Below are 25,723 nucleotides of genomic sequence, written 5' to 3' on the forward strand. Positions count from 1 at the left end.
ATTTTGAACTCTGACCCTATCTGGTGTAGGGAATGGCTTCAACATGAGGGATGACCATGGCTGAGAAGCGCGCAATTGTAACCGAAATCGAACCTGTCTGGGACCGGATTACCCACGAAGCCCGCCAGGCCGTCGCGGACGAGCCATTGTTGGGCGGCCTGATCCATGCCTGTGTGTTGCATCACCGGACCTTGGAAAAAGCGCTGTCTTACCGATTTGCCGCCAAGCTCAGCTCGAACGAGATGAGCATGGTGCTGCTGCGCGAAATCGCCGACGAGGCCTATGCGGATTGCCCGGATCTGTCCGACGCAGCGCGCGCCGATATCACCGCAGTTCTTGATCGTGACCCGGCCTGCCACCGTATGTTGCAGCCGGTGCTCTATTTCAAAGGTTTTCAGGCGATGCAGGCCTATCGGCTTGGCCACTACCTGTGGAAGCAGGGGCGCAAAGATTTGTCCTATTTCATCCAGATGCGGTGTTCCGAAGTCTATGGCATCGACATTCACCCCGGCGCGCGGATCGGGCGGGGCATCATGATTGACCACGCTCATTCGATCGTTATCGGTGAAACGGCTGTGGTTGGTGACAACGTATCGATGCTGCATTCCGTGACGCTTGGCGGCACCGGCAAGGAAGACGAAGATCGCCACCCGAAGATCGCCGACGGCGTGCTGATTGGCGCGGGCGCAAAGGTGCTTGGCAACATCAAGGTTGGCACCTGTTCGCGCATTGCGGCGGGCTCTGTCGTGTTGGAAGACGTGCCAAGCCACAAGACCGTCGCGGGCGTTCCGGCGCGGATCGTTGGCGAGGCAGGGTGCGATTGCCCCTCGATCAACATGGATCAGCGGCTGATCCAATAGCACTCGGCGGAAATCCGCAAACTTGCGATAAATCAATGTTTTGATCTGGCGACTTCATCTATACGGAGCTGTGGACAATGATCGGAGATCCGAGATGAAACAGATTTGGCTTGCGACAGTGGTTGGCTTTTCAGCCCTTTTTCTGGTCGCCGTTGCCGGGTAACCGACACGCAAAAGCAGGGTGACTCACCCGCGAATAGAGGAAGGGCGACGCGATAGCGCCGCCCTTTTGTTTTGTCTGACAGGCCGCTTATTGTGAAAGCTGGTCAAAGGCTTGTAGGGCCCGCGCGCCGTACATATAGCCCGGGCCACCGCCCATCATGATGGCAACCGACACGGTTTCCGCGATTTCATCGCGGGTTGCGCCTGCTTTGATCGCGGCACGGACATGAAACCCGATGCAGTCATTGCATTGCTTGGCAATTCCGATCGCGATGCATTGCAACTCTTTGTCTTTTGTCGACAGCGCGCCGTTACCCATAGCGGCGCGGTGCATACCGACGAACCCCTTTGCCGCGTCTGGCTGAATGGCACGAAAGCTGTCCGTGTTGGCCGACGTGTCGTCGAGTAGTGTTTTGAAATCCATCTGCTTCTCCAGTTGTCCAGGTGTTGGAAAAGCACATGGCTCAAGGCGAATTGATCCGCCTTGAGCCATGTCAATAGATTTGGGGTTTCGAATGTGACGTTACGCCAGCATCGTCATCGGATTTTCGAGGTTTTCAACAATCGCCTTCAGCAGGTTCGCACCTATGGCGCCATCGATCACCCGGTGATCAACCGACATGGTGACGCTCATCACTGTGGCGGTTGTCAATTCTCCGTCCGCGCCGACCACCGGCTTCTTCACACCGCTGCCCACCGCCAGAATGCCCGCGTGGGGCGGGTTCACGATGGCGTCGAAATTGTCGATACCGAACATCCCAAGGTTCGAGATCGCGAAGCTGCCGCCTTGGTATTCATGCGGCGCAAGTTTGCGGTCGCGTGCACGTGACGCCAGATCTTTCATCTGAGTCGACAAGCTGGACAGCGACTTCTGCTCGGCATCCTGCAACACGGGCGTGAACAGGCCACCTTCGATGGCCACGGCCACAGCCACGTCAGAGGCCTTCATCTGCAATACGCGATCTCCGGCCCAGACCGCGTTGGCTTCCGGCACTTGTTGAAGTGCAATGGCGACAGCTTTGATGATGAAGTCATTGACCGACAGCTTTATGCCGCGCGATTCCAGCTGCTTGTTCAGCTGACCGCGGAACGCAAGCAGTGCATCCAGCTTGATGTCACGACGCAGATAGAAATGCGGGATGGTCTGCTTGGCTTCCGACAGGCGCGCGGCAATGGTTTTGCGCATCCCGTCCAGTTTAACCTCTTCGAACGTGCGACCTTCATACATCGCAGCCACGGCGCCGGCCGATACGGTCGGGGCAGGGGCGGCTGCGGTTGCGGCAGGCGCGCTTGCCGCGGCGGGTGCGGCTTTCGGCGCGGCGGTCGCGCCTTCGACGTCCGCCTTGATGATCCGTCCTTTGGGGCCAGAGCCTTGGATCTGGGTCAGGTCCAACCCTTTGTCCGCCGCGATACGACGAGCCAGCGGGGACGCAAAAATACGCGTCCCATCAGAGGCTTGCGGGGCAGCGGCGGCAGGGGTGGGTGCTGCGGCCTCAGCTGCAGCAGGCGCGGTTTCCGCTTTTGCAGCCGCCGGGGCGGCGGGCGCACTTGCGGCAACGTCGCCGACCTCTTCGCCTTCTTCGACAAGGATTGCGATGGCGGTGTTCACCTTCACGCCTTCAGTGCCCTCGGCGACAAGGATTTTACCGATGATGCCTTCATCAACGGCTTCAAACTCCATCGTCGCTTTGTCGGTTTCGATCTCGGCCAGAAGGTCGCCAGATGCGACCTCGTCACCTTCTTTGACCAGCCATTTCGCCAGCGTGCCTTCTTCCATCGTGGGCGACAGGGCGGGCATTAGTATTTCGGTAGCCATGTCAGGTCTCCTTAGCGATAGGTTACGGCTTTGGCGGCATCGATGACCTCTTTTGTGGTCACGAGTGCAAGCTTTTCAAGGTTGGCGGCATAGGGCATGGGCACGTCCTTACCCGTCAGGGTGATCACCGGCGCGTCGAGGTAATCGAACGCCTCCTGCATCAAAACGGATGAAATGTGACCGCCGATTGAGGCAACCGGCCAGCCTTCTTCCACCGTGATGCAGCGATTGGTTTTCATCACGGACTGGATCACGGTCGGCGTATCCATCGGGCGCAGGGTCCGCAGGTCAATGACCTCGGCTGATATCCCGTCTTCAGCCAGCGCATCAGCGGCTTCCAACGCGTATTTCATGCCGATGCCGAAGCTGACGATGGTCAGATCAGTCCCTTCGCGCCAGATGCGCGCCTTGCCAAACGGAACGGTGTAGTCGTCCATGACGGGCACATCGAAGCTTTGGCCATACAGCAATTCGTTTTCCAGGAACACGACCGGGTTCTGGTCACGGATGGCTGATTTCAACAACCCTTTGGCGTCAGAGGCCGAGTAGGGCATTGCCACATGCAGACCCGGAATTTGCGCGTACCACGCGGCGTAATCCTGAGAGTGCTGTGCGCCCACACGGGCCGCGGCACCGTTGGCACCGCGGAACACAATCGGGCAGGACATCTGCCCGCCCGACATATAGCGCGTCTTGGCAGCGGTGTTTATGATGTGGTCAATCGCCTGCATGGCGAAGTTGAAGGTCATAAACTCGACAATCGGCTTTAAACCACCCATCGCGGCACCAGTGGCAAGACCGGTGAAACCGTGCTCGGTTATCGGCGTGTCGATTACGCGTTTGGCACCAAATTCGTCCAGCAAGCCTTGGCTGATCTTATAGGCGCCTTGGTATTCCGCGACCTCCTCGCCCATCAGGAACACGGTGCCGTCGGCGCGCATTTCCTCGGCCATCGCGTCACGAAGCGCTTCACGCACAGTGGTTGCGCGCATTTCGGTGCCGGCTGGAATGTCAGGTTCCGCGACAACAACAGGCGTGATCGGCTGTGCGGCGACTTTTTCAACAGCAGGCGCGGCAGCAACTTCGGGCGCTGCCGAGGCAGCCTGTGCCGGAGCAGGAGCCGCGATATCATCCGCACTTTCACCGTCCTCGATCAGCACAGCGATCGGTGTATTCACCTTGACGCCTTCGGTGCCTTCTTCGACGAGGATCTTACCGATGATCCCTTCGTCCACCGCCTCGAATTCCATCGTCGCCTTGTCGGTTTCAATTTCGGCAAGGATGTCACCAGATGAGACGGTGTCACCTTCTTTTACGAGCCATTTTGCCAGTGTTCCCTCTTCCATGGTGGGGGACAGGGCGGGCATCAATACTTCAGTAGCCATTCTTTCTTCTCCTCTGTCCGGGATTAGGCGTAAATATCGGTCCACAGCTCTTCGAGCGCGGGTTCCGGGCTGTTTTTCGCGAATTCAGCAGCCTCGTTGACGATGCTTTTGATTTCCTTGTCGATGGCCTTCAATTCATCCTCGGAGGCATGTTTGCCCTGCAGCAGAAGCTCGCGCACATGCTCGATCGCGTCGCGTTCCTCGCGTACTTTCTGCACTTCTTCGCGGGTCCGGTACTTGGCCGGGTCCGACATCGAGTGACCGCGATACCGGTATGTTTTCATTTCCAGAATATAGGGGCCATTGCCTGATCGGCAGTGTTCCGTGGCGCGCAGCCCGGCTTCTTTCACCGCCAGAACGTCCATGCCATCGACCGCTTCGCCGGGAATGCCAAAGGCTTCGCCGCGGGTATAAATGTCAGGGGTCGAACTGGCGCGCTGCAACGACGTGCCCATCGCATATTGGTTATTCTCGACGACATAGATCACCGGCAATTGCCACAGCGAGGCCATGTTGAAGCTTTCATAAACCTGACCTTGGTTGGCTGCGCCGTCACCGAAATAGGCGAAGGTCACGCCGCCATTTTCCAGATACTTGTCCGCAAATGCCAAACCGGTGCCGATCGGCACCTGCGCACCAACGATCCCATGACCGCCATAGAAGTGCTTTTCGGTCGAAAACATGTGCATCGAGCCGCCCTTGCCGCGCGAATAACCATCTTCGCGCCCGGTCAACTCGGCCATGACACCTTTTGGGTCCATCCCACAAGCAAGCATGTGGCCGTGATCGCGGTAAGAGGTCAGGCGTTTGTCGCCCTCTTGTGCAGCAGCCTCAAGCCCCACAACGACGGCCTCTTGACCGATGTATAGGTGGCAAAACCCGCCGATCAAACCCATGCCATATAACTGGCCTGATTTTTCCTCGAATCGACGGATAAGCAGCATCTCGCGATAGTGGGCAAGAAGCTCTTCTTTTGATGTGTTTGATTTAGCTGGCTTTTTCTGGGCGCTTTTGCGGGCTGCCATACAGCGTCCTCCTCCTGGCGTCAGTATGTTTTGGGCGGTAGTTTAGTGTTAAACTACCTTATACAGAAACCAGACCTTCAGGTCGACAAAAACTTGACGTAGGGAGACCATGGCGGGGTTGCGCCCTGTGCATGGTTTCGGATGACAGAAAAATGCTGCGCAATGATCAGCGCAATACCACCTCGTCGCCGCGGACCATCCCCAGAACCGAGCGGGCTTGCTCATCCAGTAGATCCATATCCAGATATTCATCGGACAGGCGGTGAGTTTTGTTCGAGAGGGCGGCAATCTCGGCCGAGAGCACGTCACGCTCTTTCATAAGCGCACGTGTCTCAGCCTCGATTTGAACGCGACGGAACAATCCATAGTCGCCCTGTACACTGGCAAAGGTGAAATATAGGCCAAGGCCCACGATCACGACAAAGTAGATCGCTCCACCAAATCCAGCTTGTGTACGAGGTGCGCCCATAGGCTTCCTATCTGTATGTACTGCCTCTTGCCCACCTCTTTTCGGGTGGTGCAAGGGAACTATGACACAGGTGATTCGCCTTGTGAATCCCAAATCGAATCGCTGGAGAAAAAAAGCGATCTGGCGCTTCGACCAGCTGAGATACGGCAAGACCATCTGCAGCGTCGCCGTTATAGATCGTATGACCGTACGCGTCATTAGGCGGATCGGATCATAAACAGGATGGCTGCCGCCGGGTCGGGCGTCACGCAGTATTGTGGCGACAGCACCGGACAGCAGGATTGAGCCAGATGGGAAAGTGCACCAGTTGTCGCCGAATCTGCGCCAGAACTCCAGCCCCGAGACGGACGCTCCCGCAGCGAGGGCCGCGGGCGTTGGTCTTTCTGTTCGCAGTCTTAGCCCGCGATCGAAGCTTGGTAAATGCTGTCAATCGTGTCCGAGATGGTCGCGTTGAACTCTGCATCCGTTTGCTGGGCCGACAGGCCTTCGGTCAGGGCGCGCGAGAAGCTTGCGATCATGCCTGTGTTTTTCGACAGACGCGCGTTCGCCTCTGCGCGGGAATACCCACCTGACAGGGCCACGACAGAGGCCACACGCGGGTGATCAACCAAGGCTTTATAGTGGTTGGGCGTCTCCGGCAGGGTCAGCTTCAACATGACGGTCTGGTCGTCCGACAGCGTATCAAGTTGTGCTTTCAATTCAGCAAGAAGAAGGTCTTCCGCTGCCGCTTTGTCTGCGATCGAGATATTCACTTCGGGTTCTAGGATCGGCACCAGGCCATGGCCGATGATCTGTTTACCCACGGCAATTTGCTGGGCCACGATGTCCTTGATGCCCTCTGCGTTGGCCGCGTTAATAACGGACCGCATTTTGGTGCCAAACACACCGGCTTTCACCGCACGTGTACATAACGCATCCAGATCGGGCATCGGTTTCATCAACTGAACACCGTTTTCCTCATCGGTCAGGCCTTTGTCGACCTTCAGAAAGGGCACCACGCCACGTTCGTCCCACATGTAAGTTGCGGTGGGTTTGCCGCCGATTTCGCGGTCCATGGTCATCTCAAACAGGATTGCGCCGACCACTTTGTCGCCAGTGAACGCCGGAGCCTGCGCGATACGCGACCGCATGGCATGGATCAGGTCATACATTTCAGCATCGCCGGAATAGCTGTCTTCTTCCACGCCATAAAGACGCAATGCCTTTGGGGTCGACCCGCCCGATTGGTCGAGGGCTGCAATGAAGCCTTGGCCGGCTTTAATCTGATCCATCTGTGCTTGGTTTGGCATATCGGTCCCGTTCAATCTGGCTGAATTTCCCCCGTTCTAGGCGAGTGGACCGAACCATGCAATTGTGCTGGCGCTAACGTAGCGCAGAAGACTGGGCCCGCGCCGGGGAAGGGCGCGCTTTTCCAATGCGTGTTGCGACTGCCGGGGTGACAGGGGTCACTTCGTCAAGATCAACTTGCCTGCCCGCGTGATTGTCAGCGTATAGACCATGTCGTTCAGCACGATCTGTGCCTTCTTTCCGAAACGGGTCAGCGTCAAAGCGTCATGTTTGGGCGGCGCAGGTTGGTCGGCCACGTCAAATGCTGTTGTCGGCAAAGGGGCGGTCATATCTGGCGTCCTTCAAGGCAAGCGTTGATCCACGCGACCAGAGATCTCAGGTCGTGCAGGATGGGAAAGGGCGATGGAATGTCTGTTCGGGCCAGCACTGGTCCGTCACGTAAAGGTGTCATGTCGCGCTCCTGTCGGGGTGGGCCGTTCGGCTCTCAGGTCTCCGGCTGGCCGCGCGAGCGACTGGCTGATATTTATAACTTACTAAAATACTCAGATTATAGTCAAGTCAGAAATCCGCACAAAAAAGCCCTGCGAGCCTTCGGCTTGCAGGGTTGATTTTGTGCAACAATGTCAGCGTTTTATTCTGAAAGTGCTGCCACGCCAGGAAGCTCTTTTCCCTCCATCCATTCAAGGAAAGCGCCACCGGCGGTCGAGATATAGGTGAAGTCCTTGGCCGCATCAGCTTTGTTCAGCGCGGCAACTGTATCCCCGCCACCTGCCACCGAAACAAGCGATCCCGCCGCCGACAATTGTGCGGCCTTTTGCGCGGCGGCGTTCGTTGCGGCATCAAACGGTTCGATCTCAAACGCGCCCAGCGGACCGTTCCAGATCAGCGTCTTGGCCTGTTCAAACACCTCCGCAATACGCGCAACCGTCGCCGGACCGGCGTCAAGGATCATGGCGTCTGAAGGGCAGGCATTGACTGCGACAACCTCGTTTTCCGCACCGGCGGCGAATTCGCGGGCGACGACCACGTCTGACGGAAGAACAATCTGGCAGCCTTTGTCTTCGGCTTTTTCCAGAATGGCGCGCGCCGTGTCTGCCATGTCGTGTTCGGCCAGTGATTTCCCCACATCAATGCCTTGCGCGGCAAGGAACGTATTGGCCATTCCGCCACCGATCACCAGCGCGTTCACCCGGCCAACCAGATTGCCCAGAAGATCAAGTTTGGTGGACACCTTGGCGCCGCCAACCACTGCAACCAGTGGGCGTTCAGGCGCGCCAAGCGCGGCTTCCAGTGCGGACAATTCGGCTTGCATCAAACGCCCGGCACAGGACGGCAAAAGCCGGGCCAACGCTTCGGTTGAGGCATGCGCCCTGTGGGCCGCCGAAAACGCATCGTTGCAATACACATTGCCCAAGGCCGCCAAAGAGGCCGCAAAGCTGCCGTCATTTTTCGTTTCACCTTCGTGGAATCGGGTGTTTTCCAGAAGCAGCACGTCGCCGCTTTGCAAAGCCGCCACTGCTTTCTTGGCCGGACCGCCGATGCAATCCTCAGCAAATTTCACCGGGCTTCCCAGTGCTACCTCCAGCGCAGGGCGCACAACTGACAATGACATGTCCGGTACACGCTGACCTTTGGGGCGTCCGAAATGAGCCAGCAGAACCGGCTTGCCGCCCGCCGCCAGGATGTCGCGAATTGTCGGCAATATCCGCTGGATTCGTGTGTCATCTGTGACCTGTCCGTTCTCGACCGGCACGTTGATATCCACGCGCGTCAGCACAACTTTGCCGTCCAGTTCCATGTCGTCGAGTGTTTTCCAGGTCATCGGTCTCTCCCTCAAGGCTGCTGCAGTTGCACAACATATCCGGGCTGGGGTCAACGGGGTTGGTCGGCAAAATGCGCCAAGCACCTCTTTCATCTTGTCTCGCAGGGGCATAGGTTGGCCCGCAAATGTGAACCAAAAACAAGAACCAGAAGGAGGCCCAGATGGCCGATTACAAAGACCCCGAAAACACCATTCTGATGGAGCTGAAAGGCGGCACAGTGGTGATCGAACTTCTATCCGATGTGGCTCCCAAGCACAGCGAGCGCATGAAAGAATTGGCGCGGGCAGGCGAATATGATGGGGTTGTCTTTCACCGGGTGATCGACGGTTTCATGGCGCAAACCGGTGACGTGGCCAATGGCAAAGACCCGATGACCCTGCGCCATGCGGGCACGGGTGGTTCATCCCTGCCAAACCTGCCTGCGGAGTTCTCAAAGTTGCCCCATGATCGTGGCACGCTGGGCGCGGCCCGGTCGCAAGACCCCAACTCGGCCAACAGCCAGTTTTTCATCAACTTCAAAGACAACAATTTCCTGAACGGCCAATACACGGTTTATGGTCGGGTGACTTCAGGGATGGAACATGTGGATGCGATCACACGTGGCGAGCCGCCAGCGGAACCCGACGTGATGATTTCGGTCAAGGTGGCCGCAGATGTCTGACGGATATGGCAAACGCGACAAGCGGACCTTCTGGATAGCGTTTCTGGCTGGGGTCGCCATTGTCGTGGGCTATGCGGTGTATGCGCTCTGGCCATCCTCGCCGCCCGAAGTGGATACGGCGGCGCTTGGTGATGCACCAAAAGTTGAACTGACCATCGCGGGCGAGGCCGAGGGCAAGGTTGTCATCACTCTGCGCCCCGATCTGGCCCCAAAGCATGTCGAACGTATTGTCCAACTTGCCAATGACGGCACCTATGACAATGTGATCTTTCACCGAGTGATCGAAGGTTTCATGGCCCAAACTGGCGATGTCGCGTTTGGCAAGGCCGACGGCAATGGCGGGCGTGCGGGGATGGGTGGGTCTAGCTATCCTGACCTGCCAGCGGAGTTTTCGGATGAACCCTTCGTGGCTGGCACGGTCGGGATGGCCCGGTCGCAAAGCCCCAATTCAGCGAACAGCCAGTTCTTCATCATGTTCGCCCCTAGTTCCAACCTGGACGGTCAATACACTGTTGTCGGCCATGTGACAGACGGCTTTGATGTGGTGCAGGCGATCAAACGCGGCGACGGCCCCAACGGGGCGGTGACTAGCGCTCCAGACGTGATGATCTCAATGCGCGTCGTCGAATAGGCCCCGCGCACAATCGCTCAAACCCCCGTGAGGGGGGCTATGGGGCTTCTTCTTTCTCTGTCAGGGTAATTCCAGACAGATATAAAGGAGAGGCCCCATGCGTATCATCCTGACGATGCTCGCCATCACGATAGGGCTATGGGCGCATGAGGCGCGGGCCGAGCCGCGCGACTGGGCATCAGAATTTCCCAAAACCGACTTCACGCGAACCAATGTCGATAACTGGTCCGAAATCCTGTCTGGTGGCCCCGGCCGTGACGGCATTCCCGCAATTAGCGATCCGAAATTCGTCAAGGTTGGCAACGAAACCAAACTGGCCGCGCGCGAGCCGGTGATCACCCTTGAACTGAAGGGTGCCCAACCGCGCGCCTATCCGCTGCGCTATCTCACCTGGCACGAGATCGTAAATGACCGCGTCGGCGGGATGCCTGTGGCTGTCACCTTCTGCCCGCTGTGCAACTCCGGCATGGTGTTTGACCGCAGGGTGGGCGGCAAGACACTCACGTTCGGGGTGACCGGGAAACTCAGAAACTCCGACATGGTAATGTATGACGTTGAAACAGAAAGCTGGTGGCAGCAGGCGATCGGCGAAGGAATTGTCGGAAAACACAACGGCAAGCAGTTGAAACAATTGCCAGCATGGATGGAAAGCTGGGCAGAGTTTGCCCGCCGCAACCCCGACGGGCTTGTCATGGCCCAACCAAAGGCGCGCCGACCCTATGGTCAAAACCCCTATGCGGGGTATGACAGCCGCAACCGCCCATACCCGTTTTTTACCGGCGAACAACCCCCTCACGGCGTTCCCGCATTGGCCCGCGTCGTGCGCGTTGGCGCGCGCGCGTGGCCGGTCTCCCGACTGTCAAAAGAAGGCGAAATTCGCGAATCCGGTCTGGTGATCAGTTGGTCCGCCGGGCAGGCCTCCGCGCTGGACACCGCCCGGATCGCAAAGGGTCGCGACGTGGGCACAATCCGTGTGCGCGATGCCAATGGGCGCGATGTGCCCCACGACGTGCTCTTCGCCTTTGCCTTCCATGCCTTCTGGCCAAAAGGCACCTGGATGATGGGCGGATAAAGCCGCACTACGCCCCAACCCTCGAAGTGGTGATGCCGAAAGAGCCACCGCTTCTTCTGGCCTTAAATATCCTGGGGTGAAGGCCGCAGGCCGAGGGGCAAAGCCCCTATTTGCGCCCCGAAAGCGTTTCAAGAGAAACCTGAATAACAGGTTTTGGCGAAACGCGCGAAACGCTGAAATGTTGAACTGCGTTTCGAATGAACCCTGTCTCAGGTTTCATTCGAAACGCTTTAATTGCCGCCTCGCGTGAACATCGCCGCATCCTCGGCGGCCCGTCGGATCGCCTTCGACTTGTTCACCGTTTCCTCATATTCGGCCTCAGGATCGCTGTCATAAACAACACCACCGCCTGCCTGAATATAAAGCTTCTCGTCCTTCACCACAGCGGTGCGCAGGGCGATACACATATCCATATCGCCGCCCGCACTGAAGTACCCAACGCCGCCGCCATAAACGCCGCGTTTTTCAGGCTCCAGCTCGTCGATGATCTCCATCGCGCGCACTTTTGGTGCGCCAGAGACCGTGCCCGCTGGCATGCCGGCGAAGAACGCAGACAAGGCGTCGTGGTCTTCGCTCAACTCGCCCACCACGTTCGAGACGATATGCATCACATGGCTGTAGCGTTCGATGATGAACTCTTCAGTTGGACGAACAGTGCCAATTTTGGCAACCCGGCCCACGTCGTTGCGCCCCAGATCCAGCAACATCAGATGCTCGGCCAATTCCTTCTGGTCAGCCAGAAGGTCTGCTTCCAATGCCTTGTCTTCTTCCGGCGTTTTGCCGCGCGGGCGGGTGCCGGCGATCGGGCGGATCGTGACCTCTCGGTCAAAGACCCGCACTAGGATTTCCGGCGAGGCACCCACGACCTGAAAGCCGCCAAAGTTGAAATAAAACATGAAGGGCGACGGATTGGTCCGCCGCAGGCTGCGATAGAGCGCAAACGGGGGCAGGGGGAAGTTCTGTGTCCAGCGTTGGCTGGGCACAACCTGGAAAATGTCGCCCGCTCGAATGTAGTCTTTGGCCGCCTCGACGGCTGCCAGATAATCCGGCTTGTTGAAGTTTGAGACCAGCGGGCCAAGCGCGCGCGCTTCACCCAGATCCCGCGTCTCGCCCGGTATTGCCCGGTCCAGGTCGCGCAGCGCGTCCATCACCCGTTCGGCAGCCTGTGCATAAGCTGCTTTGGCCGTCAGACCAGAGCCCACAAAAGCAGGTGACACAAGCGTCACCTCTCCCTTGACCCCATCCAGAACCGCAACCACGGAGGGTCGCATCATCATCGCATCGGGAAGGCCCAAAGGATCGGGGTTCACATCCGGCAGGTGTTCGACCAACCGGATCATGTCATAGCCAAGATAGCCAAACAGTCCCGCAGACGCGGCGGGCAGGTCTGCGGGCAGCTCGATCTGGCTTTCAGCCAGAACCGCGCGAAAACTGTCCAACGGGTTGCCGTCCATCACCTCGAACGCATCGGCGTCAAATCGGGCCTTTCTGTTGATGCGGGCTTGGTCGCCGCGACATTCCCAGATCAGATCGGGCTTCATGCCAACGATGGAATAGCGGCCACGGACCTCGCCCCCGGTCACACTTTCCAGCATGAAACTGTCGCGCCGGGCTTCGGTCAGTTTCAGCATCAGGCTCACCGGGGTGTCCAGATCGGCGGCCAGGCGGGTAAAGATCACCTGGTTCTTTCCGGCATTCCAACCGGCCTCGAAATCCTCGAACGAGGGTGTCAGAGCCATTGGGTATCCTTTCCGGTCGCGTGGCTGCAGGTCACTGAAGCTGGGCGTTTACTGCATTGATGACGGCGCGGTTCAACTCGATGCCGGCGCGGTTCTGTACGGCGCGGGCAAAGGCATTTTCGACATCCAACGCGATTTCCTGGGCGGTGCCGGTTGCGAAATTCGCCTTTAGTGTTTTGGCGTCGTCGCTGTCCTGTTCGGCAGGTTGAATGGCATCCAGCCGGACCAGAACAACATTGTCGCTACTTTCCAGAACGCGCCAGCTTCCCGGCTCCATCCCGAAGACCTCGCGCATGAAGTTGGGCGGGGTGCCTTCCACAAAAGCTTCCCGGGTTTGGTCTTGCTCGATCACTTCGGTCAGTCCCAGGGACGACAGGCTTTCGCCGTTCTCAAGTTGCGGGATCAGCGCGCGCGCCTCTTCGGCCAGAAGGTCGAGCCGCTTCTCGGCGTCCCAACCGGCCCGAACCGCGTCGGCCACTTCTGCTTGTTCTTGCAAACGCGGCGCTTGCAACTCGTCCAGACGGAGCGCAAAGACGCCGCCATCCTCTAGCAGGGTGATTTCCGGAAAATCGTCTGTCGTGACAACTTCTGCAACCTCGCGGAACGCGTCATAAGCCGCAATGCCTTCGCTGTCCCCAGCGGTCCAGTTCAAGGTTCCAAGCTGCATGTTATGGCTTTTTGCGACCTCTTCGATCGTCGCACCACCGGCCATTTGGTCGTCAAGTTCGGCCACCATATCGCTGATCAGACGCCGCGCAGCATCGGCGGCCAGTTCGCCGTGCAATTCCTCACGCGCGTCGTCAAAGCTGGTGTCACGGGCGGCAAGGATCGCATTCATACGAAACAGTGCCGGTCCAAGGTCGCTGTCATGCGGCCCCGTCACACCGGGTTCTTCCAGATCAAAAACGGCGTCACCCGCTGCCCCCAACTCGTCTCTGGGCAAGTCGCCAAGGTCTATATCAGACAGCTGCAGGTTCCGGTCTGCGACCAGTTCTTCGAAGGTCTTTTCGCCCGCTGCAATAGCATCTGCGGCCGCCTGCGCGTCATCCGCCGTATTAAACACCAGTCGCTCGACCATCCGGCGTTCCGGCACAAGGTATTCCGAGGCGCGTTCGTCATACAGCGCGCGAATTTGCTCGTCACTGATGGTGATCGTTGGGATCACATCCTCGGGGTTCAGCCACGCATAGCTGATCACCTTGATCTCAGGCAGGGTGAAATCCTGTGGATGGGCCTCGTAATATGTGGTCAGTGCGTCGTCAGTGGGGGCAGGGACCGGTGTGCTCAATCGGTCAACGCTCATCGTGGCCCAAGTGAAATCACGTGTTTCACGGGCGTATCCGAAAAGCGTATCGACATAGCTGGGTTGGGTTGACACCCCATTGGCGACCGCTGCTTGCAGAATTTGGCGGCTCACCTCGTCTCGCAGGCTCTTTTCAAACTCCGACGCGGTCAGCCCGGATTGTTCCAACGCAAATGTATAGCCGTCGCGATCAAACTTGCCATCAACCCCTTTGAAAGCAGGAATATCGACAATGCGCTTGCGCAATTCTTCATCCCCAACCGAAATGCCCAGCCGCGCGGTTTCATCCTCCAGCGCTGCCGTGGCGATCACACGGGCCAAGACCTGCTGATCCAGCCCAATACCGCGCGCCATTTCCATCGTCAGACGCTGCCCGGTTTCGGCCTGAAACGCATTCATTTCCGATTGCAACTCGCGCAGATACCGATTGGCGTCCACTTCGGTTTCGCCCACGGTCGCAACAGACCGCACAGAGCCGCCGAAATTGGTCGAGCCAAAGCCCACGAGCCCCACCATCACCAGACCCATCAGGATCCAGCCAAAGGTGCGGGATGTCTTGCCGGTTGCCATACGCGTGTTCCTTTTACCACCTGTTTGCAAAGGTTTTAGGTGAGCCAGCCGGGAATGCCAATATCTGTTGATACGTCACGGTCAGGGGCGGAACCCGGCCAGCCGTTTCTGAACCTCGGCAATGCCGGTTTCATCTATATTTGCAAAGGCCACGCGCATCTGCGTCGCACCAGCCGCGTCACCTGAAGGTGTGAACATCGTTCCGGGCAATGCCAGGATCGCGCTTTGGTCGACCAGTGCCCGCGCCAGCGCATCGGACGGCATGTCGAACGGATGCTGAAGATAAGCAAAATAAGCCCCGCATCCCATCAGCTGCCACCCCTGATCAGTCAGCGGCGCAAACCCCGCTCGCATTGCAGCAGCGCGCGCCAAAATCTTCTCGCGCTCGACCCCCAACCAATTGTCCAGATTGCGCAACCCCCACAAGGCCGCGTACTGGCCAAGCTGCGCCGGACAAATGGTAACCGTGTCCAGAAACTTCTCGACCTCGGCCAACCGCTGGGGCGACGTGGCGATCGCCCCGACGCGATGTCCGGTCAGCCGGTAGGATTTCGAGAAGCTGTAAAGATGGATCACCGTGTCGTGCCAGTCGGGATCGACAAACACCTCATGCGGCGCACCGGGCCGCGAATGAAAATCACGATAGGTTTCGTCAATGATCAAGGCGATGCCCCGGCGGCGGGCAAGATCGCGGAAAGCGGCGACGACCGACGGCGCATACTCGACACCGGTCGGGTTGTTGGGTGAGACCAGCACAATCGCCCGGGTGCGCGAAGTGATCATGGCGTCAGCCGCGTCCGCGTCCGGCACCAGATCAGGTCCGGTCGACAACGCCACCGCGTTGATCCCGCCCATGTCCAGCCACATTTTATGATTGAAATACCAAGGCGTCGGCAGAATGACCTCATCGCCCGGCGCGGCAAGGGTGGCAATCGCAGCGCAAAACGCCTGATTGCAGCCCGAGGTGATCGCAATGTTCTCAGCCCCAACAGCCCCGCCATAATGGCGCGTCATGTTGAAAGCCAACTCAGACCTCAGCGCTGGCAATCCCAGAACGGGTCCATAAAGATGCACCTCGGACTGGCGCAGAACAGCGTCGGCCATCGCCTGCCGCATCTCGTCTGGCGGCGGATCGACCGGTGCGGCCTGACTGACATTGATCAAAGGGCGGTCGGCTTCAAACACCGTGCCCTCGACCCATCGCCGCGCCTCCATAACAGGGGGTGGGAGCGTGGCAATGAGATTGGGGTTGAAAGGCGTCATAGAAACCTCGTCATATCATTCGAGGCCACGGTAACCGCCGTCTGCAAAAACAGCAATTCTCCTCACACATCCCTGTTTTCTTCTGGCGAAAAATATCCCGGGGTAGGGCCATATCTTGGATATGGTCCAAAGGGGCAGCGCCCCTCAGGCTCACGAAGTGAGCCACAAGGCCCGTTCAGATCAGCCTTCCAGCACCACCAAGGCGTGACGCTTCTTGCCGGCCGACAATTTCATCGGCTGCCCCAGTTCATCGGCAACGATCATGCGCCCCGCATCTGTCAGAGCTTCGTCATTCACCTTGGCCCCATTTTCGGTGATCAGGCGCTTGGCGTCCTTTCCGGACTTCGCCAAGCCGGATTTGACGAACAACTGCACGATCGAGATGCCTTCCCCTAGATCACCAGCAGTCAGCGTCAGGGTCGGAAGGTCGTCACCGGCCCCGCCTTTTTCAAACACTTCGCGTGCGGTTGCTTCGGCAGCGCGGGCCGCGTCTGCACCGTGCAGCAAGGTGGTGACCTCGTTGGCCAGAATGATCTTGGCCTCGTTGATTTCAGCGCCATCCAGCGCGCCCAGGCGGTCGCACTCCTCGACCGGCAATTCGGTGAAGATTTTCAGAAACTTACCAGTGTCCGCATCCGTGGTGTTGCGCCAGAACTGCCAGAACTCATAGGGCGACAGCATCTCGGCATTCAGCCAGATTGCGCCGCCTTGGCTTTTGCCCATCTTGCGTCCGTCTGACGTGGTCAGAAGCGGCGTGGTCAGGCCAAATATTTCGTTATCGAGCACACGACGGGTCAGGTCGATCCCGTTGATAATGTTGCCCCACTGGTCTGATCCGCCCATCTGTAGCAAACAGTCATAGCGACGGTTTAGCTCCAGGAAATCATAGGCTTGCAGGATCATGTAATTGAATTCAAGAAAGCTCAGGCTTTGTTCACGATCCAGCCGTGACTTCACGCTTTCAAAGGACAACATCCGGTTGACCGAAAAATGCCGCCCGATATCGCGCAGGAAGTCGAGGTAATTCAGTTCATCCAGCCATTCGGCGTTGTTCAGCATGATCGCGTCTGTTTCGCCATCACCATAACGCAGGAATTTCGCAAATACCTGCTGCATCGCCGCGATGTTGGCGTCGATCTGGTCTGGTCCCAACAAGGGCCGCTCGTCCGACCGGAAGGATGGGTCCCCAACTTTGGTCGTGCCGCCGCCCATCAGAGTGATCGGTTTGTGTCCGCATTTCTGCAACCACCGCAGCACCATGATGTTCATCAAATGCCCGACATGCAGCGACTGCGCTGTCGCATCATACCCGATATAGGCCGGCACCACCCCCGCAATCAGTGCGTCATCCAATGACTGATAATCGGTGCAATCGGCCAGAAAGCCGCGCTCGATCATCACACGCATGAAGTCAGATTTTGGGTGGTAGGTCATGTTCTTTTGGTCCATCCTGAGTATTGAACCCTCCGTATAAACGTGGGGCGGGCAAAGGAAAAGAGCGTGTTGAAAACCTTCGACAAGGCGGCGCTAAGCACCCGTTTGGGGCAGGGTCCGGTCTGGGCGCTGGGGTGCATGTCCGGCACCTCGATGGACGGGGTGGATGCGGCGCTGATTGAGACGGATGGCGACCGTATCGTCTCGTTTGGACCCGCTGCGTTCGAAGCGTTCACAGACGATCAGCGCCGGGTTTTAGCGCGGGCTTTGGGCAAATGGCCCGATGCGCCCGAGGTCGCGCCAGCGGCCCGCATTGTCGAAGCTGTTCATCTGGCGGTGATAAACCGACTGATGCAGGATGATCCAATGCCTGTGTTGTTGGGGTTTCACGGCCAGACTTTCGCGCATGATCCGCGCGGGCTGGGCACCCATCAAGCCGGGGATGGGCAGGCGCTGGCGCAAACGCTTGACCTGCCGGTGGTCTGGGATTTCCGCACTGCTGACGTCAAGTTGGGCGGCGAGGGCGCACCACTGGCCCCGTTCTTTCACCACGCCTGCGCGCGCTACATCAAAGCCGACGCGCCGCTTGTGTTCCTGAACCTGGGCGGCGTGGGAAATGTGACTTGGGTTGATCCGTCGCAATCAGCACCGGAGGCCCCCGGCGCGTGCCTTGCCTTTGATACCGGCCCGGCAAATGCGCCTCTGGATGACCTGATGCAGAACCGGCATGCAAAATCACGCGACGAGGGCGGCTTGCTGGCGATGTCTGGCACGGCTGACAACGCCATCGTCGATGCGTTTCTGAGCCATTCCTATTTCCAACGTATGCCACCCAAGTCACTGGACAGAAATGACTTTCCGGATTTACCTGCTCTGGTGGCTGATCTGCCCGACGCCGATGCGCTGCGCACCCTTGCCGCCTGCGCGGCCGCTGCCGTGGCGCGTGGGATGGAACATTGCCCGACAGCACCAACGCGTGTTCTGGTCACAGGGGGCGGGCGTCACAACGCTGCCCTTATGGCCGAACTTCGTGCGCGGGTGCCGATGGACGTGGACAACATCGACAGCACCGGCCTGAACGGCGACATGTTAGAGGCGCAGGCTTTTGGCTATCTTGCGGTGCGCGTCGCACGGGGTCTGACCACGTCGTCGCCAACGACAACAGGCGTTGCCGCTGCGGTCGGTGGCGGTGTGATATCAACGGGTTTTGGCGGCTAGCCGGTCAGATGCGTTCGACCGTCGCTTTGTCTGCATAGAACGCGATGTGATCTTTCAGCGCTGAAAGCTCTTCGATCGGTGCGTCATAGATCCAACCCGCATCCTCAATCAGGGTCGATTTGGTCTGAATGGAATAATGGCGTGCCTCGCCGCGATACGGGCAGGTTGTGACCGTCGCGCTTTTGTCCAGGAATGCCATCGCCACATCCCCTTTTGGAAAATAAATCACGGGGGGATTGTCGCCTTCGACCACCGACAGCGCATTAAAGCTTTCGCCCAAAACAGCGCCGCCAGCGCGAATGGACCATTTTCCGTCCGCGGGGCGGATCTTGATGTGATCGCTCATGGTATGTCCTCGTGTCGGTGAATCTCGCGGGACCTTAACAGACCTGCGGTGAAATGCGTGCGCTAAATTGGCGCACAACTTGTGGTCAGCCAGTTCGACGCAGCGTCACTGAGGCGTGACGCCAATTTCTCGACGCAGGTGGCGTGATAGGCGTTGAGCCACGCACGCTCCTCGCCGGACAACATTTCCGGAACGACAAGGCTGGTGTCGACGGGCACGAAGGTCAGGGTCTCAAACGACAGCATTTCGCGATCCGCGTCGCCGCCAGCTGGGCAGGTGGCGGTTTCGACGGCGACGAGGTTTTCCAGCCGAATGCCGAACGCGCCTTCGCGGTAATAACCGGGTTCGTTTGACAGGATCATGCCGGGAAGAAGGGCAATATCCGAAAGGTGATTTATGCGCGCGGAGCCTTCATGCACGGACAGGTACGCACCGACCCCATGCCCGGTGCCATGGTTGAAATCCTGATGCGCCGCAAACAGCGGATAGCGCGCAATGGGATCCAGATCGCGACCTGTTCGTCCTTGCGGAAAATACACCCGAGACAGTGCGATCATGCCCTGCAACACACGGGTAAAGCAGCGTTTTTCTTCGTCTCCGACCTCGCCGACGCGCAGCGTGCGCGTGATGTCGGTGGTGCCATCGCGGTACTGCCCACCGCTGTCCAAAACAACAAGATCACCGGGGCTTAGCGTGCGGTTGGTGTCCTTGGTGACGCGGTAATGCATGATTGCGCCGTTTGGCCCGGCACCGGCAATCGTCTCAAACGAAATATCAAGCAATGCGTTTGACGCGCGGCGTTTCTCCTCAAGGGCGACGACCAGATCAATCTCGGTCAGCGCGCTCTTATCCGCTGCCTCATACCAGGTCAGGAACTCAACCATGGCGGCGGCGTCGCGCAGGTGCGCTTCGCGGGCGCCTTTCAGCTCGGTCGGGTTTTTCTGAGCTTTTGGCAGGACGGCCGGGTCGTCGGCCCAGTCAATCTGCACCCCCGCTTCAGACAGGATGTGCGACACGGCAAGCGGCGCAGTGGCCTTGTCCAGCCGAACCGGGCCATCGAGAGTTTTCAAATGCGCGGCAAAATTTTTGACGGGATGCAACACGACATCTGTGTCGAATGCCGTCTCGACAACGCGTCCCTCTGTGGTGAAAAACGCGACCGAGGCGTCTTCATTCAGCACAGCAAACCCTTGCACCACAGGGATCCGTGGCAGGTCGTCGCCACGAATGTTCAACATCCACGCGATGCTGTCGGACAAGGTGATGACGCAGGACTTTTGCCCGTCCGCCAACAGGCCATCGGCCAGTTCTGATCGCTTGGCCGCGCTGGACATTCCTGCAAATTCAATAGGTTGTTCGATGATCTTGCCATTTGGTGCCGAGGGACGATCCGTCCAGATATGATCCACGAGGTTATCTGTGGGGATCAACGTGACTTTTGTGCCCTCAAGCGCTTTCTCGATGGTTTCGATCTCGCCTTTGGTGTGCAGCCAGGGGTCAAACCCGACCTTCGCGGCCTGTCCTTTCAGCGTGTCCTTAAGCCAGGGGCCGGGCAGAGTGTCGGGCCAGTGAACCGGGGTGAATGCCGTCATATCAGCCTGCGCGCGCACTTGAGTGCGATAGCGACCGTCGATGAAAATGCCGGCATCGTTTTTCAAGGCGATGCAAAACCCCGCGGACCCGGTAAATCCCGTCAGCCATGCCAAGCGGGCGTCGCAATCGGCGACATATTCGCCTTGATGAGCATCCGCACGCGGCACGATGAACCCGTCCAGACCTTTCATGGCCATCGCACGGCGCAGGCGTTCCAACCGAACGGGGCCGCGCGACGGGTCAGCGGTGCTGTCAAAAGTCTGGAACATCGGCGGTCTCCGGATACTGGATTGGCAACGCGCGGCCATGTACGGCCTAACGGGCGAGTTGCGCCGCACCATGCCGTGAATTGTCGCCGGTGAAAAGGGGTTCAGATGACCTTCTTGATACCCAAAAGACGGGCGCGGGCGCGCGGGTCGGAATCAAACAGTGAGGCAAGCTGTTCGGTCATCGCACCTGCCAACTGTTCGACATCTGTAATGGTCACAGCGCGGTCGTAATAGCGGGTCACATCATGACCGATGCCGATGGCCAGAAGCTCCACCTGCTTGCGCTTTTCGACCATCTCGATCACGTCGCGCAGGTGTTTTTCCAAGTAATTCGCAGGGTTAACGGACAAAGTTGAATCGTCCACCGGCGCCCCATCCGAGATCACCATCAAAATCTTGCGCTGTTCAGACCGCGCCACGATCCGGCGATGCGCCCATTCCAGCGCCTCGCCGTCGATGTTTTCTTTCAGCAGCCCTTCTTTCATCATCAGACCCAGATTGTCCCGGGTGCGGCGCATCGGGGCATCGGCTTTTTTGTAAATGATGTGGCGCAGGTCATTCAGGCGGCCCGGCTGCTGTGGGCGACCGTCAGCCAGCCATTTCTCACGGGCAAATCCGCCTTTCCACGCGCGGGTGGTGAAGCCCAAAACCTCGACCTTCACCTGACAGCGTTCAAGTGTGCGCGCCAGAACGTCGGCACAAATCGCGGCGATGGAAATCGGGCGGCCGCGCATGGAGCCTGAATTGTCCAGCAGAAGCGTTACGACCGTGTCGCGAAACTCGGTGTCTTTTTCCTGCTTGAAGGACAACGGCGTTGTCGGGTTTGCGACCACGCGCGCCAAACGACCCGCGTCCAGAATGCCTTCTTCAAGGTCAAACAGCCAAGACCGGTTTTGCTGGGCCTGCAAGCGGCGCTGCAACTTGTTGGCCAGACGGCTGACCGCGCCCTTCAGTGGTTCCAGCTGTTGATCCAGATAGGCGCGCAGGCGTTCAAGTTCGGCAGGTTCCGCAAGGTCTTCTGCCATAACCTCTTCGTCATGGTCGCCGTGATAGACCAGATAATCAGGATCGGCTTCGGATGCCGGCGGGGGCGAGGGCTGCTCGAGTGGCGCATCCGCCTCGGGCATCTCTGCCTCGTCGCTCATATCCTCGTCGGCCATGTCGTCCAGCGTCACCTGCGCCTCGGACGGGTCCATCTGTTCGTCTTGCGCGCGATCGGGATCGGCCTCGGCCTCTTCATCATCCGGCGACTGTTCGTTTTGCTGATCATCGTCAGCCTGATCGTCTTCGGGCTCGGCGTCTTCGGGATTGTCGTCGTCTTCGCCATCAGGGTCATCGCCCAGTTGGTCCCCATAACCAAGGTCTTCGATGATCTGACGTGCGAAGCGGGCGAATTCCTTCTGGTCGCCCAGCTTGTCGCCCAGTTTGTCCAGATGGTCACCGGCCTGACCTTCGATGAAGTCACGCCACAGGTTCATCACATTGCCCGCCGCCGGGGGCAGGGCGCGGCCTGTCGCCAGATGGCGCATCAGATACCCGGCTGCCGCAGCCAAGGGCGCATCGGCTGCTGCGGTGATTTGGTCGAAGCCCGCGCGCATTGCGTCCGTTTCGATTTTGGCGTCGATATTGCCAGCGGTGCCGGGCATGTCGCGTGCGCCCATCGCCTCGCACCGGGCGGTTTCCATCGCCTCATAAATCTCGCGCGCCATATTGCCAGCAGGCGCGTATTTCGCATGCGTCGCCTCGTTATGATAGCGGAGCTTCATCGCATAGGCATCCGCCGTGCCGCGCGCCAAAAGAACCTCGTCTTTGGTCATGCGCCGCGTAACCTGAGGCAGCCGCATCGCGTCCTTCGTCACACCCGATGGGTCCACCGAAAAGCTGACCGACAGTTCCGGTTCGTTGGCAAGCGTCTTGGTCGCTTCAGCCAGCGCTTTCTTGAACGGATCAGCAGGGTTGTCGGATGGTTTATTCATTTGGCTCTGCCTGTCGAATACGCAAGATCGCGCAACGAATAGAAACTGCGCTTAGGGCTGCAGAGACCCGCGGGGTGGCGCAAAAGCGCCGCCCCATGGGGGCGGGTCGGCGCTGCCCGGTCCCGCGACCGGACGGTGCACAACGATATCAGACCACCTGAGATCACCCCAAGCTCATGCTCACCGCGCTCTCCGGCAGTTCCTCGTCAAAGCAACGCTGATAGAACTCGGCGACGATCTGACGCTCCAGCTCGTCACATTTGTTCAGGAAGGACAGGCGGAAGGCATAACCGACCGAGCGGAAGATATGCGCGTTCTGCGCCCAGTTGATCACGGTGCGCGGGCTCATCACGGTGGACAGATCGCCGTTCATAAACGCGGTGCGGGTCAGGTCGGCGACGGTGACCATCTGGGCCACGGTTTTGCGGCCCTTCTCGGTGTTCAGAAGCGGGTTCTTCGCCAGCACGATGTTGGTCTCTGCGTCATGTGACAGATAGTTCAGCGTGGCGACCAGCGACCAGCGGTCCATCTGCGCCTGGTTGATCTGTTGCACACCGTGGTAAAGCCCGGTCGTGTCGCCCAGACCGACAGTGTTGGCGGTGGCAAACAGGCGGAAGGACGGGTGCGGGGTGATGACTTCGTTCTGGTCCAGCAGGGTCAGCTTGCCGTCATGTTCCAACACACGCTGGATGACGAACATAACATCGGGGCGGCCCGCATCGTATTCGTCGAACACAATCGCGGTCGGGTTGCGCAGCGCCCACGGCAGGATGCCTTCCTGAAACTCGGTCACCTGCATGCCGTCTTTCAGCTTGATCGCGTCCTTACCGATCAGGTCGATCCGGCTGATATGGCTGTCAAGGTTCACACGCACAGCGGGCCAGTTCAGACGGGCGGCGACCTGTTCGATATGGGTCGATTTCCCCGTGCCGTGATAGCCTTGGATCATCACGCGGCGATTGTGCGAAAAGCCTGCAAGGATCGCCAGTGTGGTGTCGGGATCAAACTTATAGGTAGTGTCGATCTCGGGCACGCGATCCATGCGGTCGGCAAAGCCTTTGACATGCATATCGCTGTCGATGCCGAAAACCTCGCGGACCGAAATCTCTTCGGTGGGTTTCGCGTTCATGTCATGTGTGCCGTCAGCCATCTGCGTAGTTCCTTCTGCCTCGCGCGTCGCAACCCGGCTTTGATGCCTGATCAACGGGACGGGTTCAAGGGGAAGGTCGCCAGATTTGTGACGCAGGGACAGGGTGGCCCTATTGGTTGTTCAACGGTGGCTACACCGGCGTTTGTGACTTGAAGACGCTCCAAAGAAAAAAGGCGGCTCGCAGGCCGCACTTCTTTCAGAATACCTGCAAAAAACCGACGTCACTTAAAGCTCCGGCTTTCCTTGATCTGATCCCACGCCCAGCGAACTTCCTGAAGCTGTTCTTCCTGCGACCGGTCACCGCCGTTCATGTCAGGGTGCAGCACCTTGATCAGTTTCTTATAGGCCTTTCGGATCTCGGCCTTGGTCCAGTGGTCCTTGGCTTCCAGAATGTCGACCGCGCGTCGTTCGGTGGGCGGCAGTTTCCGGGTCCCGGTGATGGATTTGCCGGGGTTGCGCGTGGCGTTTTCGCCCAGCACCTGATGCGGGTCATCGACGCCCAGACGTGCCCAGGCGCGCTGTTCGTCCTTGGTGCCAAAGGGCTTCGTCTCACGCTCCCACACCCGGTCTTTGTCGAACTGTTCGTGCACCTCTTCTTCAGAGGCCCCGTCAAAAAAGTTCCACTTCAGATTATATTCGCGCACATGGTCTTTGCAAAACCACTTGAACTCATCCAGATGATCGGGGGATCGCGGCGCGCGATACTGGCCCTGTTCCTGACAGCCATCATGTTCACAAACTCGTTTCGAGGTTTCGAACGCGCCAGACATCCCGCGCTTGCCACGCGGGTTCTTTTTTTTGGCCGCAGAGACCGACATGTCAAAACCAAATGGATCGTTGTTGGACATCTAAATACTCTTTTCGACTCGGACCCGAGAGTTTACTGCTTTTTCACCGGGATAGAAGAGGGAAAGGGCAGGAAATGAACAGGGCAGACCGGATATCTGGCGCGTTGCAGGCGGCTTTTTCCCCGCAACATCTTGAAGTCATTGATGAAAGTGAAGCACATCGAGGCCATGCAGGTTATCAGGACGGCGGGCAAAGCCACTTCCGCGTGGTGATCCGCGCGCGCGCGTTTGGCGATATGTCGCGCGTTGCCCGCCACCGCGCGATCCACAAAGCCCTTGGCAGCGAACTGGTTGGCGAGATTCACGCACTGGCGCTGGACGTAGCTGGCTGAGGGGGCGGCCTAGCTGTCTTGGCGGTTGATGGCGGGGGCGTTCTGGCTGACCGTGTTGGCCTCGTCGGCTGATGGCAACGAGGGCGCTTTGTGCGTATCCGCAACATCGACCGGTGTCGCCATTACCGAAGAGCGATATGGCGTCTCTTTCGGTGTGTCCACCTCCACAGCCTCTACCGCGTCATCGCGGTCCAAGGCGCGGCGAAACACCAGAATATTCTGATAGACCGTCGTGCGCCCGGTGAAGCCAGAGCGTTCTTCGCAAGGCAGCGTGTCGGCGCGCAGATATTCCCACCCATCAGCGGCCATCTCATTCAGCAGCTCGGTCATGGCATGTGCAAACCGGTCTTCATTGGTTTTGATACCGCGGGCTTTCTTGCCCTTGCGCGGCGCGGCGATCGCTTCGTATTCGAACTGCGTCATGGTGTGGTTCCTTAACTTGGCTGGCGCACCCTAAACGATCCGTGCGTGAGCTACCAAAGGGGATTGAA

Annotated in this window: 25 protein-coding genes; 6 read left to right on the forward strand and 19 right to left on the reverse strand. The window is 58.7% G+C overall.

The window, feature by feature from the left end:
- The first annotated feature begins 56 nt into the window (after positions 1 to 56).
- A complete protein-coding gene (gene cysE / locus K3556_RS06855) occupies positions 57 to 860 on the forward strand; it encodes a serine O-acetyltransferase (protein WP_260518970.1) in 804 nt (267 codons plus the stop codon).
- A gap of 250 nt (positions 861 to 1,110) precedes the next feature.
- Here cysE and K3556_RS06860 read toward each other — a convergent pair whose 3' ends face one another.
- The 9 genes from K3556_RS06860 to K3556_RS06900 form a co-directional block, all read right to left on the reverse strand.
- Entirely contained in the window at positions 1,111 to 1,446 is a 336-nt protein-coding gene (locus K3556_RS06860) for a carboxymuconolactone decarboxylase family protein (protein ID WP_260518971.1), read from the reverse strand.
- A gap of 99 nt (positions 1,447 to 1,545) precedes the next feature.
- Entirely contained in the window at positions 1,546 to 2,838 is a 1,293-nt protein-coding gene (locus K3556_RS06865) for a pyruvate dehydrogenase complex dihydrolipoamide acetyltransferase (RefSeq protein ID WP_260518972.1), read from the reverse strand.
- Between the two features lie 11 nt (positions 2,839 to 2,849).
- Positions 2,850 to 4,223: a pyruvate dehydrogenase complex E1 component subunit beta gene (locus K3556_RS06870; protein ID WP_260518973.1), complete on the reverse strand. Its 1,374-nt coding sequence runs from the start codon at positions 4,221 to 4,223 to the stop codon at positions 2,850 to 2,852.
- 23 nt (positions 4,224 to 4,246) lie between these two features.
- Positions 4,247 to 5,248: a pyruvate dehydrogenase (acetyl-transferring) E1 component subunit alpha gene (gene pdhA, locus K3556_RS06875; RefSeq protein ID WP_260518974.1), complete on the reverse strand. Its 1,002-nt coding sequence runs from the start codon at positions 5,246 to 5,248 to the stop codon at positions 4,247 to 4,249.
- 166 nt (positions 5,249 to 5,414) lie between these two features.
- Positions 5,415 to 5,717, reverse strand: a complete 303-nt coding sequence (locus K3556_RS06880) for an FtsB family cell division protein (RefSeq protein WP_260518975.1) — start codon at positions 5,715 to 5,717, stop codon at positions 5,415 to 5,417.
- Positions 5,718 to 6,112: 395 nt separating this feature from the next.
- The gene (locus tag K3556_RS06885; RefSeq protein ID WP_260518976.1) at positions 6,113 to 6,988 is read right to left on the reverse strand and encodes a fructose bisphosphate aldolase; all 876 of its coding nucleotides are present in this window, start codon (positions 6,986 to 6,988) and stop codon (positions 6,113 to 6,115) included.
- Positions 6,989 to 7,162: 174 nt separating this feature from the next.
- Positions 7,163 to 7,333 carry a hemin uptake protein HemP gene (gene hemP, locus K3556_RS06890; RefSeq protein ID WP_260518977.1) on the reverse strand — a complete coding sequence of 57 codons (171 nt, stop codon included), beginning with the start codon at positions 7,331 to 7,333 and terminating at the stop codon, positions 7,163 to 7,165.
- Positions 7,330 to 7,455 (reverse strand): hypothetical protein, encoded by a 126-nt coding sequence (locus K3556_RS06895; RefSeq protein ID WP_260518978.1) that lies wholly within the window; start codon positions 7,453 to 7,455, stop codon positions 7,330 to 7,332. The genes hemP and K3556_RS06895 overlap by 4 nt, the downstream gene beginning before the upstream one ends.
- A 180-nt stretch (positions 7,456 to 7,635) precedes the next feature.
- The gene (locus K3556_RS06900) at positions 7,636 to 8,826 is read right to left on the reverse strand and encodes a phosphoglycerate kinase (protein WP_260518979.1); all 1,191 of its coding nucleotides are present in this window, start codon (positions 8,824 to 8,826) and stop codon (positions 7,636 to 7,638) included.
- 161 nt (positions 8,827 to 8,987) lie between these two features.
- Here K3556_RS06900 and K3556_RS06905 point away from each other — a divergent pair, with 161 nt between their 5' ends.
- The 3 genes from K3556_RS06905 (at position 8,988) to K3556_RS06915 (ending at position 11,191) form a co-directional block, all read left to right on the forward strand.
- Positions 8,988 to 9,488 carry a peptidylprolyl isomerase gene (locus K3556_RS06905; RefSeq protein WP_260518980.1) on the forward strand — a complete coding sequence of 167 codons (501 nt, stop codon included), beginning with the start codon at positions 8,988 to 8,990 and terminating at the stop codon, positions 9,486 to 9,488.
- Entirely contained in the window at positions 9,481 to 10,119 is a 639-nt protein-coding gene (locus K3556_RS06910) for a peptidylprolyl isomerase (protein WP_260518981.1), read from the forward strand. Before K3556_RS06905 ends, K3556_RS06910 begins: the two co-directional genes overlap by 8 nt.
- Before the next feature lie 97 nt (positions 10,120 to 10,216).
- The gene (locus K3556_RS06915; protein WP_260518982.1) at positions 10,217 to 11,191 is read left to right on the forward strand and encodes a DUF3179 domain-containing protein; all 975 of its coding nucleotides are present in this window, start codon (positions 10,217 to 10,219) and stop codon (positions 11,189 to 11,191) included.
- Positions 11,192 to 11,421: 230 nt separating this feature from the next.
- Here K3556_RS06915 and trpE read toward each other — a convergent pair whose 3' ends face one another.
- The 4 genes from trpE to tyrS form a co-directional block, all read right to left on the reverse strand.
- Complete coding sequence (trpE, locus tag K3556_RS06920; RefSeq protein ID WP_260518983.1) at positions 11,422 to 12,930, reverse strand: anthranilate synthase component I; 1,509 nt, start codon at positions 12,928 to 12,930, stop codon at positions 11,422 to 11,424.
- Between the two features lie 31 nt (positions 12,931 to 12,961).
- Positions 12,962 to 14,803, reverse strand: coding sequence for a SurA N-terminal domain-containing protein (locus tag K3556_RS06925; protein ID WP_260518984.1), 1,842 nt, complete (start codon positions 14,801 to 14,803; stop codon positions 12,962 to 12,964).
- Positions 14,804 to 14,884: 81 nt separating this feature from the next.
- Positions 14,885 to 16,066, reverse strand: a complete 1,182-nt coding sequence (locus tag K3556_RS06930; protein ID WP_260518985.1) for an aminotransferase — start codon at positions 16,064 to 16,066, stop codon at positions 14,885 to 14,887.
- A gap of 180 nt (positions 16,067 to 16,246) precedes the next feature.
- Positions 16,247 to 17,500, reverse strand: coding sequence for a tyrosine--tRNA ligase (tyrS, locus tag K3556_RS06935; protein WP_260518986.1), 1,254 nt, complete (start codon positions 17,498 to 17,500; stop codon positions 16,247 to 16,249).
- A 138-nt stretch (positions 17,501 to 17,638) separates the two neighbouring features.
- Between tyrS and K3556_RS06940 the strand changes: the two genes are divergently transcribed.
- On the forward strand, positions 17,639 to 18,718 hold the full coding sequence (locus K3556_RS06940; RefSeq protein WP_260519192.1) for an anhydro-N-acetylmuramic acid kinase: 1,080 nt from the start codon (positions 17,639 to 17,641) through the stop codon (positions 18,716 to 18,718).
- Between the two features lie 4 nt (positions 18,719 to 18,722).
- On the opposite strand, the gene K3556_RS06945 is transcribed toward K3556_RS06940, so the two are convergent.
- The 5 genes from K3556_RS06945 to K3556_RS06965 all read right to left on the reverse strand — a co-directional run bounded on the left by K3556_RS06945 (position 18,723) and on the right by K3556_RS06965 (position 24,900).
- On the reverse strand, positions 18,723 to 19,064 hold the full coding sequence (locus K3556_RS06945; RefSeq protein ID WP_260518987.1) for a DUF427 domain-containing protein: 342 nt from the start codon (positions 19,062 to 19,064) through the stop codon (positions 18,723 to 18,725).
- A gap of 62 nt (positions 19,065 to 19,126) precedes the next feature.
- Positions 19,127 to 20,926: an aminopeptidase P family protein gene (locus tag K3556_RS06950; protein WP_260518988.1), complete on the reverse strand. Its 1,800-nt coding sequence runs from the start codon at positions 20,924 to 20,926 to the stop codon at positions 19,127 to 19,129.
- A 101-nt stretch (positions 20,927 to 21,027) separates the two neighbouring features.
- Positions 21,028 to 22,902, reverse strand: coding sequence for a cobaltochelatase subunit CobT (gene cobT / locus K3556_RS06955; protein ID WP_260518989.1), 1,875 nt, complete (start codon positions 22,900 to 22,902; stop codon positions 21,028 to 21,030).
- A 163-nt stretch (positions 22,903 to 23,065) separates the two neighbouring features.
- On the reverse strand, positions 23,066 to 24,052 hold the full coding sequence (gene cobS / locus K3556_RS06960) for a cobaltochelatase subunit CobS (protein ID WP_260518990.1): 987 nt from the start codon (positions 24,050 to 24,052) through the stop codon (positions 23,066 to 23,068).
- 221 nt (positions 24,053 to 24,273) lie between these two features.
- Positions 24,274 to 24,900: a J domain-containing protein gene (locus K3556_RS06965; protein ID WP_260518991.1), complete on the reverse strand. Its 627-nt coding sequence runs from the start codon at positions 24,898 to 24,900 to the stop codon at positions 24,274 to 24,276.
- A 74-nt stretch (positions 24,901 to 24,974) separates the two neighbouring features.
- On the opposite strand from K3556_RS06965, the gene K3556_RS06970 reads away from it, so the two are divergent.
- A complete protein-coding gene (locus K3556_RS06970; RefSeq protein WP_260518992.1) occupies positions 24,975 to 25,232 on the forward strand; it encodes a BolA family protein in 258 nt (85 codons plus the stop codon).
- Positions 25,233 to 25,241: 9 nt separating this feature from the next.
- Here K3556_RS06970 and K3556_RS06975 read toward each other — a convergent pair whose 3' ends face one another.
- A complete protein-coding gene (locus K3556_RS06975) occupies positions 25,242 to 25,655 on the reverse strand; it encodes a DUF4177 domain-containing protein (RefSeq protein WP_260518993.1) in 414 nt (137 codons plus the stop codon).
- Between the last annotated feature and the right edge of the window lie 68 nt (positions 25,656 to 25,723).

This window comes from Aliiroseovarius sp. M344 (assembly GCF_025140835.1).
In the GTDB taxonomy this organism is placed as follows: Bacteria; Pseudomonadota; Alphaproteobacteria; order Rhodobacterales; family Rhodobacteraceae; genus Aliiroseovarius.